The following is a 16,148-nucleotide window of genomic DNA, read 5'->3' as shown; positions in this document are numbered from 1 at the left end:
CCTCAATCCTGATTTAATATGTTAGACCGCCGCCATCAACCATCATCGTTGACCCTGTAACGAACGATGCTTCATCTGATGCTAAAAATAATACGACGTTGGCCACTTCTTCCGGCTTCCCTAAGCGTCTCAAAGCATTTGCTTTAGAGATAATTCCCCACTTCCACTCATCTTCTTTCCAGTCATTAATGATAGGTGTATCTATCACTCCTGGCCCTATTGCATTCACACGGATATTTTTTGTACCAAACTCCAGCGCTGCATTTTTCGTCAGCGTAATTACTCCGCCTTTAGCAGCGTTGTATGGACCTTGGTATCTCATTCCTTTAATTCCGAGAACACTTGATGTATTGATGATCGACCCGCCGTTACCTTTTTCCATATATGGAATAGCATGCTTCATACCGAGGTAAACACCTTTTAAGTTTATATTTACGACTTGATCCCACTCATCAGTTTCGATTTCGGTAATTTTTTTTTGTTGATTTCCAACTCCTGCGTTATTAAAGACAACATCAATGGATCCATATTGTTCAAAAGTAGATGCCATTAATGCTTTTACATCTTCTTCATTCGAAACGTCAGCTTTATGGAAGTGGGCTTCTCCACCTTTTTGTACAATATCAGAAACAGTAGCTTTCCCTGCTTCTTCATTGACATCAGAAACAACGACCTTAGCTCCTTCTTCAGCTAAGCGAAGAGCCGTGGCACGGCCAATGCCACTACTCCCCCCTGTTACAACCGCTACTTTATCTTTAACTCTCATCATTAGCACCCCGATCCTTGTTCATTAACAATTACACTTCTCGTTCAATTAATGTAGCAATCCCTTGACCACCGCCGATACAAGCCGTAATAATTGCTCTTCTTGCATTTCGGCGCTCAAGCTCGTATACAGCTTTTGTTGTCAGGATAGCCCCTGTTGCACCAAGTGGGTGACCATGAGCGATTGCTCCACCGTTAACATTTAGTTTTGCTAAGTCAATCTCTAGCTCGCGGTTACAAGCGATCACTTGAGCTGCGAATGCTTCATTCAATTCCACTAGATCGATATCATCCATTGTCAAACCAGCTTTATTTAATAGTTTACGAGTTGCAGGTACTGGTCCAATCCCCATAATATTTGGGTCAACACCACTAACTGTATACTCTCTTACAACCGCTAACGGTTTTAAACCTAACTCCTCTGCTTTTTCACGAGACATGAGGACGAGAGCACTAGCAGCATCATTTAGTCCTGAACTGCTTCCTGCTGTAACTGTCCCATCTTTCATGAAGGCTGGTGGAAGCTTTTGTAATCCTTCAAGTGTTGTAGACGGACGCGGATGCTCGTCGACAGCAACACGAATCGGCTCGCCTTTTCGAACTGGAATATCGACAGGAACGATTTGTTCGTTGTAATAACCCGCTTCCATCGCAGCAGCCATTCGTTGCTGACTCATTAAAGCGTATTCATCTTGCTCTTCACGAGAAATAGAATACTTGTTAGCTAAGTTTTCAGCTGTAATTCCCATTGGCGGGTCACCAATTTCTTTCGGTGATAATTGAGCTGATCTAAATTTTGGAGGCATCATGCTGTATGGTTTTGTTGGACGGTCCATTAAATAAGGTGCTCGACTCATACTCTCAGTTCCACCAGCGACAAAAATATCACCGTCACCTGCTTTGATTGCTTGAGCTGCTAGGTTAATTGCATTCATTCCTGAACCACACTGTCTATCCACCGTTACCCCTGGAATTTCTTGTGACAATCCCGTTTGTAAAGCAGTTAAGCGAGCAATATTTCCGCCGCCGCTTAGTACATTTCCAAATATAACGTCTTCGACCATTTCTGCTGACACATTGGCTCTTTTCAATGCTTCCTTAATCACAACAGCTCCATATTCGTGAGCTTGAAGTGTTGCAAAAGCACCTCCTTGTCTTGCAATTGCCGTACGAACCGCTGAAACAATAACAGCATCTCTTTTGGACATATCTTTTTCCTCCTACATTTTAGAATTTGAATTACATAGCGTGGCTTCCACCATCAACGATAAGAACATCGCCAGTTACGAAGTTCGAGGCATTCGATGCTAAAAATAAAGCTGCCCCTTTAAGGTCATAATCGCTACCAAAGCGATTTAACGGTGTACCTTCTAAGATTAACTTAGATCCTTGATCTAATAATCCTTGAGACATTTTTGTCGGGAAAAATCCTGGTGCGATCGCATTTACGTTAATATTATATTGACCCCACTTTGTAGCTAGATCTTTTGTAAACGTTATCACTGCACCTTTACTAGCGTTGTACCCAATCGTATCCATCACACGAGGGTCAGCACCGCCAAGCCCGGCTACAGAGGCAATATTAATGATTTTTCCAGATTGTTGTTTAATCATTTCTCGACCAACAGCTTGTGACATTAGGAAAGTACCTGTCACATTAACATTCATTACTTTGTTCCACGCCTCTAACGGCATTTCAACTGCTGGTGCACCCCAAGTTGCTCCACTATTATTAACAAGGATGTCAATCGAACCAAATTCCTCAAGCGTTCCATCCACTACGTCTTGGACTTCAGTTGGATTTGTTACATCACATTGGAATGCGATCGAACGAACACCTTTTTCACGTAATTGTTTACTAATTTCTTCACAAGCTTCGAGCTTTCTAGAACAAACGACTACATTGGCCCCCGCCTCAGCAAAGGCTTCAGCCATTTGTGCTCCAAGTCCTCGGCCCCCGCCTGTAACGATGGCTGTTTTTCCATCGAGTTTAAATAAATCTAGTACGTTCATCTTTTTTATCGCCTCTTTCTCTATTGTTCTGGTAATCTATCACTTTGGTGCTTTAATTTTTTCTAATTCTTCGTCTCTCAGTTTACGTTTTAATAATTTCCCTACCGCAGATTTTGGTAATTCATCTCGGAATTCAATGAATTTCGGTACCTTATAAGCTGCTAAGTAAGATTGAGAGAATTTAATTAGCTCTTCTTCTGTTAGCGGTGATCCACCCTTAAGTGTTACATATGCCTTAACGGTTTCACCACGATATGGATCAGGAATACCAAGTACAATAACCTCTTGAACATCTGGATGTTGATACAGCACTTCTTCAATTTCACGAGGATAAATATTATATCCACTAGCAATGATCATATCTTTCTTACGATCAACGATGTAGAAATAGCCATCTTCATCCATTCGCGCCAAGTCACCAGTATATAACCAACCGTCTTTAATTGTTTCAGCAGTAGCTTCAGGCTTTTTCCAATACCCTTTCATCACTTGTGGGCCTTTAATAATTAATTCTCCTACTTCACCGACAGGAGCTTCTTCAAACCCATTTTCCGTTACTCGAACAACTTTTGCATCTGTACTTGGTAATGGAATACCAATACTTCCTGCCTTACGTTCTCTAAAAGAAGGGTTAAAATGAGTTACTGGTGATGCTTCAGAAAGACCAAACCCTTCACAAATTTGAGTATTTGTTCCTTTTTCAAACTGCTCAAGAGCTTCTACTGGAAGAGAAGATCCGCCGCTTACATAGCTTTTAATTTGATCAAGTCCAAATACATCGTATTGTCCGACCGCATTAAATCCTACATACATCGTTGGAACACCAGCAAATTGGAAAGGCTGCTCTTTCTTAATTGTTTCAAGTACTTCTTGCATTTCAAAACGAGGTAGTAAAATTTGATTTCCACCGTGACGAACACATAAGAAATTGACACAAGTTAAACTGAAAATATGGAACATCGGCAGAACATTCACTACTTTTGCGTTGTTTGGAAACTCATCAAGTACTTTGTACATGAAGTCGTAAGTTTGTTCGATATTTGAGATGAAATTAAGATGAGTCAGCATAACCCCTTTCGATACGCCTGTTGTTCCACCTGTATATTGAAGTACGGCAATATCATCAGCTGGGTCGATGGTAACTGTTGGCGCCGGCGGATGGCTTTCGGCTACATAATCATCAAAAAGAATATCATCTCCTTGAAGGTCAACTTCAACTCCTGGTTGTAAACCGACAACGATTGCTTTCTTTAAAGAAGTCTTCTTACGGACATTGTTGAGACGTGAATACAAATCAGCCAAAATGACCATATACTCTGCATCAGAATCTTGTAATATATATTCCAACTCTCTCTCGACATACATCGGATTGACTTGAACAACAATACCGCCTACTCTAAATGTTGCAAATAACGAGAATACGTATTGCGGGCAATTCGGTAACATAATAGCAAGGCGATCACCTTTTTTCATACCGCTTGCTGCTAGAGCTGAAGCTAGCTTTTCAACAATTGCATATGTTTTTTCATATGTCCAAGTTAGATGATAGAAAGTTAATGCTGTATTTTGAGGATATTTTTTCACCGTTTCTTCAAATAAGTTAGTTAGAGATCTTTCTTCAATATTAGATTGTTCACTAATGTTTTCATGGTATAAAGGTAACCAACTCTTACTCATTTAACAGACCCTCCAATTAATAATTTCTTAATTCCAGTTTGGCAATTGACTCTCTATGAACTTCATCTGGACCATCCGCTAATCGAAGTGTACGAATTCCTGCATACTGATAAGCTAACGGGAAGTCTTCACTTACACCAGCTCCTCCATGCACTTGAATCGCTCGGTCAATGACGTTTAGAGCCATTTGAGGTGCAACGACTTTAATCATTGCGATTTCTTTTTTCGCCACTTTATTTCCAACCGTGTCCATCATATAAGCTGCCTTTAGCGTAAGAAGACGGGCTTGTTCAATTTCAATTCTTGAATTGGCAATCGCTTCTCTTACTACACCTTGCTCACCAATCGTTTTTCCAAAAGCGACACGTTCCTTTGCACGCTTAACCATCAGTTCAAACGCTCGTTCAGCAGCTCCGATCGTTCGCATACAATGGTGAATTCTACCAGGCCCTAATCGTCCTTGAGCAATGGCAAATCCTTTTCCTTCTCCCCAAAGAATGTTAGACGCTGGTACACGAACATCTTTAAATTCAATTTCCGCATGTCCATGAGGTGCATCATCATAGCCGAATACAGGAAGCATACGAAGAACATTAACTCCTGGTGTATCCATTGGTACGAGGATCATCGACTGTTGTTCATGTCGAGCTGCATTAGGATCTGTTTTCCCCATGACGATCAAAATTTTACAACGAGGGTCACCAGCTCCAGACGACCACCATTTCCTTCCGTTAATTACATATTCATCGCCATCTCTGCGAATTTCAGCTTGAATATTTGTCGCATCTGAAGAAGCAACATCTGGTTCTGTCATACAAAACGCAGAACGAATTTCACCTTCTAATAATGGCTTTAGCCATTTTTCCTTATGTTCCTCTGTTCCGTAACGAACAAGGACCTCCATATTTCCTGTATCAGGAGCGTTACAATTAAAAACTTCAGGAGCAATAAAAGAACGTCCCATAATTTCGCACAATGGAGCATATTCTAAATTGGAAAGACCTGCCCCATGATCACTTTCTGGTAAGAATAAATTCCAAAGGCCAGCTTCTTTAGCTTTTTTCTTCATTTCCTCCATTACTGGCGGAATGTCGCTCCAACGAGTTTCTTGTTGATCAAGTTGCTCTTTGTAAGCCTTTTCATTTGGGTACACAACTTCGTTCATAAAATCAGTTAACCTTGCTTGTAACTCCTGAACTTTCGGACTAAAATCGAAATTCATAATATACCCCTCCAAAATGGAATTTTACATACTCACTAACCGGTTAGTATGTTAGAGATAAAAAAATATATGACTGATTGAAAACACTTATTCTTGTATTATATTAGACTATATTTTCAGAATATTCAAGGGTAAATTATTAAAATCATGAAGTTGTCATGCTTGTATCCTCTTGTCCATAGGATGTAATAGAGGTGATTTTATGACTCATAAAGAATTATTCACTTTATTTATTGTGTTTATCGCCTTATTCCTATTTGGCATGACAATTATGAGGGCAGGTCTTCATAATTTAGCGGGGGATCGGTTCAAGCATATATTAGAAAAAATGACGGATAGTCCTTGGAAAGGTTTATTGTTAGGTGCTGGAATTACAGCACTACTCCAAAGTAGTTCAGCCGTTATGATTATGGCCGTTGGTCTTGTCGCTGCAGGAATCCTAACTTTTAAGCAGTCCATCGGCATCATACTTGGAACGAACATTGGGACTTGTCTAACATTAGAAATGTTAGCCTTTGACCTTTCAGCCTTTATCATGCCATTATTACTAATCGGGGTTTTCTTAATCTTCTTAAAGAACCAGATTACGTATTTTCTCGGATGTATTTCGTTTGGTTTAGGGTGTATTTTTGTAGCAATGCACGGTTTAGAAGGTCTCGCATTTCCAATCTCATCTTTGCCATTTGCCCATTCCTTTTTTACCTGGACGAATAATAGTGAATTATTTGGAGTGGGGTTAGGAACTGTCTTTTCAGCCATTATTCAATCGAGTACTGCGACTACTGCCATTGCGATGGGATTTATGAATGATGAAATTTTTGGGCTCACATCTGGAATAGCGATTATGCTAGGAGCGAATATCGGTACATGCTTTAGTGCATTTTTAGCTAGTGTTGGTGCAAATCATTCCGCTAGGCTAGTTGCTTTTGCACACATTTGGTTAAATGTATTAGGTGTTATTTTATTCTTTCCATTCATTGGATGGTTAAGTGAGGTCGCAAGTTCCTTAACTCACTTACCAAGCCTACAACTCGCCCATGCGAGTACCATATTCAATATCATTTCTTCGCTAGTGCTTCTTCCTTTTGTGCATTGGTATGCGAAGTTTATTATTTTTGTACATGGCAGAAAGAACTGATGAAAATAAGTGGGATGACTAAGCTTCCATAATTATGGAGCAGGAGCAAATATGACGCGGTACACAAAGCAGAGGTGCTCATCAACTTCGGCATTGATGAGCACCTCTACATTACAAATGAGAAGAAGATTAGCATTAGCGGACTCTAGAGCCCTTATTTTTGACAAAAGCAGTGATTTCTACAGTTTAGGGGACTCAGAAGCCCTTATTTCAGCCATAAACAGTCTTTCGCACAAAAATTACCACAGATAAGGTCCCCTCAGTCCGCTAACAACGGAAAATCGTCAGTTTTTAAGAAATAAGGTCCTGTGAGTCCTCAAAAATTTTGTCTTCTGCAATTCATCTTGAGGCAGACTACTCTTCGTTCTAGTAATCAGATTAGACTTAATCAAAATTTTAGTAATCCGATTGTGATTGACCACCATTCACAATAGCAATACCTGCACTCGCTCCTATTCGAGTGGCACCCGCTTCAATCATAGCTAATGCACCTTGACGGTCTCTTACGCCACCTGAAGCTTTTAAACCAATGTCAGGTCCGACCGTTTCGCGCATTAGACGAATATCTTCAACTGTGGCACCGCCTGTTGAAAATCCTGTTGAAGTCTTCACAAAGTCCGTTCCAGCTTGTACTGCCAGCTTACAAGCACGAATTTTTTCTTCATCTGTTAGTAGGCTTGTTTCAATAATAACTTTTGTTAACGCTTTACCTTTTGCCGCTTCCACTACTGCCTTAATGTCAGCCTCGACGAGTTGGTCATTTTTATCTTTAAGGGCACCAATGTTGATGACCATATCGACTTCAGTCGCCCCGTCCTCAATCGCTTTTGTCGTTTCGAAAGCTTTCACTTCAGATGCACTAGCTCCGAGCGGAAACCCAATAACCGTACACACCTTCACTTCTGGTGTATCTTTTAATTGCTCATAAGCATTTTTTACCCAAGTTGGATTTACGCAAACAGATGCAAATTTGTATTCTTTTGCTTCTTTACAAAGTTGAATAATCTGCTCCTTTGTTGCTTCTGCTTTAAGTAATGTATGATCGATCATTTCAGCGATTTTTTCACTCATATGTATTCCTCACTCTCAATTTACTTGTACGTACCTCTTTAATCCTAGCATAGGAGTCTAAAATTGTGCAAGCTATGATCGTTAACCTAATGGAAAACAAAAAGAGACTAACTCTAGCGTGTGCTTCTGTAGCAAATATAGTATACCCATTAAAACTTGGAACTATTTTTACTACATGACACTAAACTAGTAACGTTAGTCTCTTTAATATCTTTATCCAGTAACGACAGCTTGATGTTGATCTTCTAAGACACGCACAAATTCACCTTCATTGTAAGGATATCCGGCTTTTTTAATTTTTACTTTAACAATTTGCCCGATCATACTTTCAGTTGCAGTGAATTTTACTTTTAGATAGTTATCTGAATAACCGATATACTTTCCGCTATCTGCTGATTCTTTATCCATTTCTTCTGGAATGACTTCTAAAACTTCTCCTTCGAATTGGGAAGCATATTCCTTCGCTAATTGATTGGACAACTCAATTAGACGGTGAACTCGTTCATTTTTTACATCCTCATCCACTTGATCTTCCATACGCGCAGCAGGCGTGCCTGTACGTTTAGAATAAGGAAAAACATGAAGCTCAGAGAACTTGTGTTTTGCAATAAAGTCATACGTTTCTTGGAACTCTTCTGCTGTTTCTCCAGGGAAACCGACAATCACATCAGATGTTACTGCTAATCCAGGAAGGACTTCTTTTAAACGGTCTAAGCGCTCACCGAAAAATTCCATTGTATATTTACGGCGCATTCTTTTTAGGACCGTATCCGAACCTGATTGAAGTGGAATATGAAGGTGACGGACAACTTTTGTTGAACGGTCAATCACATCAATCACTTCATCCGTAATTTGACTTGCTTCAATTGAAGAAATACGGATACGTTTTAACCCTTCTACTTTTTCTAAATCCTCAAGCAAACGTGCTAGACTGTAGTCTTTTAAGTCCTCTCCGTATCCACCTGTGTGAATTCCTGTTAATACGATTTCTTTATAACCAGCGTTCACTAGCTGTGTCGCTTGTTTAATAACCTCTTCTGGGTTACGTGAACGCATTAAGCCACGTGCCCAAGGAATAATACAAAACGTACAGAAGTTATTACAGCCCTCTTGGATTTTTAGAGAAGCACGGGTACGATCAGTAAAAGCTGGAACATCAAGTTCCTCGTAAACACGTGTTTTCATAATATTACTTACACCATTAATCGGCTCACGTTCTTTTGTATATTGCTCGATATACTCTAGCATTTTTGTACGGTCCTGTGTCCCTACTACGATATCAACACCAGGGATCGCCATAATTTCTGCTGGAGATGTTTGCGCGTAGCATCCCGTTACACAAATAACCGCATCAGGATTTTTGCGTATTGCTCGTCGGATCACTTGACGGCTTTTCTTATCTCCTGTATTCGTAACCGTACATGTATTTATAACATAAACATCGGCTGTTTTTTCAAAGTCTACTTTTTCATAACCATCCGCTTTGAATAGCTGCCAGATCGCTTCCGTCTCATAGTGGTTTACTTTACAACCTAATGTTTGAAATGCAACTGTAGGCATTTATCTCACCTCTCTAATTCAAAATAATACGAAACAGCTGAAAGAATATACATAGGTGCTGTTTCTGCTCGTAAAATCCTTGGACCAAGACTCGTAGAAATAAATCCAGCTTCACGAAGCTTAACGGCTTCTGCTTCAGAAAAGCCTCCTTCTGGTCCAATCACAAATAGTAAAGAGTCTCCGTTTTCTGCTTTCGAAAAAACGTTAGCCAACTGTTTATGATTACCTGTCTTTCCCTCTTCCTCATAAGCAAATAACAGATGGTCAAACTCGTTCTTACGCTCTATTAATTGCTCTAGTGTATGAAGGCTTTCCATTGCTGGAATACGACTTCTATGCGACTGTTCTGCAGCTTCTTTGGCGATTTTACTTAGACGTTCAATTCGCTTGCCTTCTTTTTTTCCATCCCATTTAACGATGGATCGCTCACCTTGAACAGGAATAAACTGAGCTGCTCCGAGCTCAGTTCCTTTTTGTATGACATAATCAAGCTTATCTCCTTTTGGAAGAGCTTGAGCAATTGTAATATTAACCGGCAGCTCACTCTCACTCGGTAGATCTTCAACAATTAATGCGACCACTTGATCTTCTTCAAAACGATCGATTTCACATAAACAGACTCGATCAAAATTATTACTGCAAATAATCTGATCGCCTTCTGTCATCCGCATGACTCGAGTAATATGTTTTACATCTTCACCGTGTATGAGCACCATATGGTCATTCATTTGTTCTTTTGCAACAAAGTATCTTTGCATTATTTTCACCTAATTATTACTACTGGAGAAGGTAGTATTACCCTACTACGGTAGTGTTTATTTTACACCTTTTTTGCAATGATAGCTACCCAATCTTCCATTTCTAATATTTCCTCAATTTCAAATCCATGGGAAAGAAGTGCATCTTTAACTTCTACTTTCTTTCGTTGGATAATCCCTGATGTAATAAAAGTTCCACCTGGTTTAAGTACCCTTGCCGCATCTTGGACGAATCGAACGATGATTTCGGCTAGAATATTAGCAACAATCACGTCATACTGTCCTTCAATTCCTTCAATTAGGTTGTTTTGTTTAACAGCAACGACGTCATCTACTTTATTAATTTCCGTATTTAACTTGGCACTTTCAACAGCAATTTCATCTAAGTCTAAGGCAATGACTCTACCTGCCCCAAGTTTTGCGGCAGCGATACTTAACACACCAGTCCCCGTACCAACATCAATCACTTTGTCGCCTTTATGAATATACTTCTCTATCGCTTGAACACAAAGGACTGTAGTAGGATGTGTGCCTGTTCCAAACGCCATTCCAGGGTCTAGTTCAATGACACATTCATCAGCACGTACTGGTTTATATTCTTCCCATGTTGGACTGATTGTAATAGAGTTAGAAATTTTAACAGGTTTGTAATACTTTTTCCAAGCTGTTGCCCAATCTTCTTCTTTCACTTCATGTAAGGTCACTTTGTTGTAACCTAAATCAATATCATATAAAAGTAGCCCATTAATCGCTTCTTTTACTTCATCAACTGTTTCAGCTAAAAAACTATTAACTGGGAAATACGCTTTGACGATTACTCCTTCTTCGGGATAATCATCAGGAGAGAGTTGGTAGATTTCGCCGAGATGGACACCCCAATCTTTAATTAAATCATGAGGATCTTCAATGACTACTCCGCTTGCTCCAGCTTCATGCAGAATATTACTTACTGGTTCAACTGCTTCTTGTGTTGTATGAATACTAAATTCTGTCCATTTCAAAACTACCAACTCCATCCAAATTCTTAATTAAAAATTAACTCTTGAAAGCTCGCTTCACTTTTGCAAAAAAGTTATCATGCTGTTCATCGACTTCAGTACCGCTTAGTTTACCAAACTCGCGTAATAAATCTTTTTGTTTCTCTGATAAGTTTTTCGGTGTAATCACTTTAACTTTCACATGCTGATCTCCTTGACCACGACCATGAATGTTCGGTACACCTTTTCCTCTTAAGCGGAAACTTGTTCCGGTTTGGGTACCTGCTGGAATTTTCAACTTCACTTTTCCTTCTAATGTCGGCACTTCAATTTCATCACCAAGTGCGGCTTGAACGAAAGTGATTGGCATATCACAATAAATGTCATCACCAGAACGAGTAAAGAACTCATGTGGTTTTACATTAAATACAATATATAAGTCTCCAGGAGGTCCGCCATTTGCGCCGGCTTCACCTTGACCTGTGTGACGAATTTGTTGACCATGATCAATACCTGCTGGGATACGGACTTTAAGCTTTTTACGCTTAGTTACTGTACCCTCTCCACGACAAGTTGAACACTTTTCCTTAATAAATTTACCCGTTCCACTACAATGGTTACAGACACGACGATTAACAATTCGACCGAATGGCGTATTTTGTTCTACGTTTAATTGACCGCTTCCTCCACAGTGAGAACATGTCTCAGGCTTTGTTCCCGGTTTAGCACCCGATCCCGTACACGTTGAACATGTTTCTTCACGAGGAATTTCAATTTCAGTTTCTTTCCCAAATACAGCTTCTTTAAAGTCGATCGTCATCGTGTATTGTAAATCAGCACCTTGACGAGGAGCGTTTGGATTTCTACGTCCACCGCCGCCTCCAAAGAACATATCGAAAATATCCCCAAAACCACCAAAATCACCAGCTCCGCCGCCACCGAAGCCTTGGTTAGGATCTGTGTGGCCAAATTGATCATAGTGCGCTCTTTTTTGTGAGTCACTTAACGTATCATAGGCAGACTTCACTTCTTTAAACTTCTCTTCCGCATCAGCGGCTTTATTGACGTCTGGATGATATTTACGTGCTAATTTTCGGTACGCTTTCTTAATTTCGTCTTCTGAAGCGTTCTGATCGACTCCAAGGACTTCATAAAAATCTCGCTTGCTCATCCTATCCACTCCCGATTTTTTTACATAACAGTAATCATACCATATAAGGTGTCGTTCAAAAAGGTTAGACAAATTCCAATCTAGATATTTTATCCCTCCATTTTGACACTGTGCCTAATTAGATGAAAAAGCCAAAGCCAAGAAAGCCTGACTTTGACTTTTTTCAATAGAAGTATCTAAAGACTGTTATTTCTTGTCGTTATCGTTTACTTCTTCATACTCTGCATCAAAAACATTTTCGTCAGCTTGTTGTGCACCAGCACCTTCGGCACCTGCTTCACCTTGTGCTTGTTGTGCTGCTTGAGCTGCTTGCTCATAAAGCTTAGTAGAAAGCTGTTGAACTACTTCTTGAAGCTCATCTTTTGCAGTACGGATTGCGTCAAGATCAGTTCCTTCTAAAGCTGTTTTCACTTTATCTTTTGCTTCGTTTGCTTTATCAATTTCAGCTTGTTCTACTTTATCTCCAAGGTCTTTTAATGTTTTCTCAGTCGTAAATACTAAGTGATCTGCTTCGTTGCGAAGTTCAGCTTCTTCACGGCGCTTCTTATCTTCCTCAGCGTTCGCTTCAGCTTCTTTTACCATTTTTTCGATTTCATCATCTGATAAACCAGAAGAAGAAGTGATCGTGATTGATTGCTCTTTATTTGTACCTAAGTCCTTCGCTCTTACGTTTACAATTCCGTTTGCATCGATGTCAAATGATACTTCGATTTGCGGAACACCACGTGGAGCTGGAGGAATGTCTGTTAATTGGAAACGCCCTAATGTTTTATTGTACGCAGCCATCTCACGCTCCCCTTGAAGAACATGGATATCAACTGCTGTTTGGTTATCAGCTGCCGTTGAGAACGTTTGTGACTTACTTGTTGGGATCGTTGTGTTACGGTCAATTAGTTTAGTAAATACGCCGCCCATTGTTTCAATACCTAGTGATAAAGGTGTTACGTCAAGTAAAACAACATCTTTAACGTCTCCTGTTAATACACCAGCTTGAACTGCTGCACCAAGAGCAACTACTTCATCAGGGTTTACACCTTTATGAGGGTCTTTTCCTGTAAGCTTTTTAATTGCTTCTTGTACTGCAGGGATACGAGTTGAACCACCTACAAGTACAACACGGTCAATTTCACTTGCAGAAAGACCTGAATCTTGAAGCGCACGACGAGTCGGACCTAATGTGCGTTCTACTAAGTCAGCAGATAACTCTTCAAATTTAGCACGGCTTAAGCTTAGCTCTAAGTGCTTAGGACCTGTCGCATCAGCTGTAATAAATGGTAACGAAATTTGTGTTTGTGTTACACCTGAAAGGTCTTTTTTCGCTTTTTCAGCTGCGTCTTTTAAACGTTGCATTGCCATCTTATCTTGAGAAAGATCAATGCCATTGTCTTTTTTGAATTGCTCTACTAGATGATCAATGATTACTTGGTCAAAGTCATCTCCACCAAGTTTGTTGTCACCAGAAGTAGCTTTAACTTCAAAGAAACCATCACCTAGCTCAAGGATAGAAACGTCAAATGTTCCTCCACCAAGGTCATATACTAGGATCGTTTGATCTTCTTCTTTTTCAAGCCCGTAAGCAAGTGCTGCTGCTGTCGGCTCGTTTACAATACGGTCAACTTCTAGACCAGCAATCTTACCAGCGTCTTTCGTCGCTTGACGTTGAGCGTCATTGAAGTAAGCTGGGACTGTAATTACTGCTTTTGTTACAGTCTCACCAAGATAGCTTTCAGCGTCTGATTTTAATTTTTGCAGGATGATCGCTGAGAGTTCTTGAGGACTAAATTGTTTACCTTCAATTTCTTCCTTGTGGTCTGTACCCATGAAACGTTTGATTGAAATAACAGTGTTTGGGTTCGTGATTGCTTGACGCTTTGCTACTTCCCCAACTAAACGTTCACCATCTTTGAACGCTACTACTGAAGGTGTTGTACGATTTCCTTCTGCATTTGGAATGACAACCGCTTCTCCACCTTCCATTACAGCAACACACGAGTTTGTTGTACCTAAGTCAATACCGATAACCTTACTCATTTTGTAACTCCTCCATTCAAATCAATTCAATTTTCAGTTCATATATGTAGTGTATTAGATGCATTAACCATTCACTTTAACCATTGAAGGTCTAATTACTCTGTCTTTCAGTTTGTACCCTTTTTGAAACTCTTCTACGACCGTATTCGGCTCGTGTCCTTCTTCTTGAACTTGCATAACTGCTTGGTGTAAATGTGGGTCAAACATTTGTCCAACAGACTCAATAACTTCTAGGCCTTCTTTTTGCAGTCCATCTTGAAATTGACGATAAACCATTTCCATGCCTTGAAGCAACGTTTTTGTTTCTTCATTAGCTGGCTCTACCGCTAAAGCTCGCTCAAAGTTATCTAGTACTGGTAATAGTTCTTCTACTAGACTTTGTGCTCTATATTTTGCAGCCGCTTCTTTTTCATCTTTTGTACGACGGCGAAAATTATCGTAGTCCGCATGAACACGTAACAACTTACTATTTAAATCAGCAACTTGTTGCTCTAGTGTATTTATCTTTTGTTGTTCTTCCGAAAGCTCTTCAGTCACTTCCGTTTGCTCAACTTCACTTTCAGGTTGTTCATTTACTTCTTCAGTAGTTTGTTCTTCAACTATTGTTTCGGTTTGATTTTTTTCCTGTTCCAACCTGTTCACCTCCCGTATTTATAAAGTCATATGTTAGAATGACATGACTTTGAGCTGTGGGGAGAACGTCCCCACAACTAATTGTCAATATTACCATTCCTACCCTCTTTGATACAAGTGAGTTAATAATTTCGTTAAATCTTTAGAAATATAATCAACGAGTCCAATGACTCGACGATATTCCATCCTTGTCGGCCCAAGGATTCCAACTGTCCCCATATGTTTTCCACCAATGGAATACGATGCTGTGATAATACTGCAGTTTTCTAAAGCATCCATATTTGTCTCATGCCCAATTTTTACTTGAATTCCTGAAGACTCTGAGCGGAAAATCTGCTGAACGAGTGTATCCTCTTCTAAAATGTTCATCAGGTGTCTGACTTTTTCTACATCCCGAAATTCTGGTTGCGTGAGTAAATTGGTTTTCCCACCATAGAACACTTTGTCATTCCGATCTGTTTGAAACGTTGTCTGAAACATTTCTAAGATAGCTTGATAGTTGTAAAGATGCTCTTTAAAAATACTAGCAACTTCATTATTCAGTTTTTCCCTTAATCGATAGAGTGGTACCCCTTTTAGACGGTCATTTAAGATATTAACGACTTTTTCCATTTCTGAAGGGTTCATCCCCTCTGGAATTTTAATAGAAAAGTTCTCAACATGGCCTGTGTCGGTCACGAGAATAAAAACCGCTTTATGGTCTGAAAGTGGAATAATTTGTACATGCTTTAAGGAAGCCTCAAACATTTCAGGGCCTAGTACGATGGAAATATAACTCGTAACTTGTGACAATATTTTTGCTGACTGTTGAATGACTTGTTCAGCTTCTTCTTTCTTACTAGAAAAAAGAGTTTCTACTTTTTCAATTTCTTCACCAGTCAAATGATGTGGCATTAACAAGTGATCCACATAATAGCGATATCCTTTGTGCGACGGTATTCGTCCAGCAGAACTATGAGGCTTTTCTATATAACCTTGTTCTTCTAAATCAGCCATTTCGTTACGAATGGTCGCTGCACTATACTCAACGTCCTCACGTTTTGAAATGCTGCGTGAACCGACTGGCTCTGCAGAACGAATGTAATCATCAACTATTGCTTGCAAAATTAAAAGTTGTCGTTCTGTCAACATC

General features: G+C 39.8%; 14 protein-coding genes. 1 reads left to right on the top strand and 13 read right to left on the bottom strand.

All coding sequences use genetic code 11. From position 1 onward, the window contains the following. Nucleotides 1–13: 13 nt before the first annotated feature. Genes AC2VNP_RS10600 through AC2VNP_RS10580 form a run of 5 tightly spaced genes read right to left on the bottom strand, consistent with a single transcriptional unit; the run spans nucleotide 14 to nucleotide 5,677 of the window. The gene (locus tag AC2VNP_RS10600) at nucleotides 14–766 is read right to left on the bottom strand and encodes an SDR family NAD(P)-dependent oxidoreductase (RefSeq protein WP_486917396.1); all 753 of its coding nucleotides are present in this window, start codon (nucleotides 764–766) and stop codon (nucleotides 14–16) included. 31 nt (nucleotides 767–797) lie between these two features. Then, entirely contained in the window at nucleotides 798–1,973 is a 1,176-nt protein-coding gene (locus tag AC2VNP_RS10595; RefSeq protein ID WP_486917310.1) for a thiolase family protein, read from the bottom strand. A 31-nt stretch (nucleotides 1,974–2,004) separates the two neighbouring features. Continuing rightward, entirely contained in the window at nucleotides 2,005–2,778 is a 774-nt protein-coding gene (locus AC2VNP_RS10590) for an SDR family oxidoreductase (RefSeq protein WP_275118487.1), read from the bottom strand. A gap of 39 nt (nucleotides 2,779–2,817) precedes the next feature. After that, nucleotides 2,818–4,455, bottom strand: coding sequence for a long-chain-fatty-acid--CoA ligase (locus tag AC2VNP_RS10585; RefSeq protein WP_486917309.1), 1,638 nt, complete (start codon nucleotides 4,453–4,455; stop codon nucleotides 2,818–2,820). Between the two features lie 16 nt (nucleotides 4,456–4,471). Further along, nucleotides 4,472–5,677, bottom strand: coding sequence for an acyl-CoA dehydrogenase (locus AC2VNP_RS10580; RefSeq protein ID WP_486917308.1), 1,206 nt, complete (start codon nucleotides 5,675–5,677; stop codon nucleotides 4,472–4,474). A 202-nt stretch (nucleotides 5,678–5,879) separates the two neighbouring features. Between AC2VNP_RS10580 and AC2VNP_RS10575 the strand changes: the two genes are divergently transcribed. Continuing rightward, nucleotides 5,880–6,815, top strand: a complete 936-nt coding sequence (locus AC2VNP_RS10575) for a Na/Pi symporter (RefSeq protein ID WP_486917307.1) — start codon at nucleotides 5,880–5,882, stop codon at nucleotides 6,813–6,815. Nucleotides 6,816–7,211: 396 nt separating this feature from the next. On the opposite strand, the gene deoC is transcribed toward AC2VNP_RS10575, so the two are convergent. The 8 genes from deoC to hrcA all read right to left on the bottom strand — a co-directional run bounded on the left by deoC (nucleotide 7,212) and on the right by hrcA (nucleotide 16,147). Beyond that, nucleotides 7,212–7,886, bottom strand: a complete 675-nt coding sequence (deoC, locus tag AC2VNP_RS10570; protein ID WP_486917306.1) for a deoxyribose-phosphate aldolase — start codon at nucleotides 7,884–7,886, stop codon at nucleotides 7,212–7,214. A gap of 213 nt (nucleotides 7,887–8,099) precedes the next feature. Continuing rightward, the gene (gene mtaB / locus AC2VNP_RS10565; protein ID WP_486917305.1) at nucleotides 8,100–9,446 is read right to left on the bottom strand and encodes a tRNA (N(6)-L-threonylcarbamoyladenosine(37)-C(2))-methylthiotransferase MtaB; all 1,347 of its coding nucleotides are present in this window, start codon (nucleotides 9,444–9,446) and stop codon (nucleotides 8,100–8,102) included. Between the two features lie 5 nt (nucleotides 9,447–9,451). Beyond that, nucleotides 9,452–10,204, bottom strand: a complete 753-nt coding sequence (locus AC2VNP_RS10560) for a 16S rRNA (uracil(1498)-N(3))-methyltransferase (RefSeq protein ID WP_486917304.1) — start codon at nucleotides 10,202–10,204, stop codon at nucleotides 9,452–9,454. A gap of 62 nt (nucleotides 10,205–10,266) precedes the next feature. Then, on the bottom strand, nucleotides 10,267–11,205 hold the full coding sequence (gene prmA / locus AC2VNP_RS10555; RefSeq protein ID WP_486917303.1) for a 50S ribosomal protein L11 methyltransferase: 939 nt from the start codon (nucleotides 11,203–11,205) through the stop codon (nucleotides 10,267–10,269). A gap of 34 nt (nucleotides 11,206–11,239) precedes the next feature. Next, nucleotides 11,240–12,352 carry a molecular chaperone DnaJ gene (gene dnaJ, locus AC2VNP_RS10550; RefSeq protein ID WP_486917302.1) on the bottom strand — a complete coding sequence of 371 codons (1,113 nt, stop codon included), beginning with the start codon at nucleotides 12,350–12,352 and terminating at the stop codon, nucleotides 11,240–11,242. A gap of 186 nt (nucleotides 12,353–12,538) precedes the next feature. Continuing rightward, nucleotides 12,539–14,383: a molecular chaperone DnaK gene (gene dnaK, locus AC2VNP_RS10545; protein ID WP_486917301.1), complete on the bottom strand. Its 1,845-nt coding sequence runs from the start codon at nucleotides 14,381–14,383 to the stop codon at nucleotides 12,539–12,541. Between the two features lie 63 nt (nucleotides 14,384–14,446). After that, complete coding sequence (gene grpE / locus AC2VNP_RS10540) at nucleotides 14,447–15,016, bottom strand: nucleotide exchange factor GrpE (protein ID WP_486917300.1); 570 nt, start codon at nucleotides 15,014–15,016, stop codon at nucleotides 14,447–14,449. A gap of 99 nt (nucleotides 15,017–15,115) precedes the next feature. Beyond that, entirely contained in the window at nucleotides 15,116–16,147 is a 1,032-nt protein-coding gene (gene hrcA, locus AC2VNP_RS10535; protein WP_486917299.1) for a heat-inducible transcriptional repressor HrcA, read from the bottom strand. Nucleotide 16,148: the final 1 nt, after the last annotated feature.

This window comes from Alkalihalobacterium sp. TH-98 (genome assembly GCF_057473385.1).
This window is presented reverse-complemented; position numbering and strand designations above follow the sequence as displayed.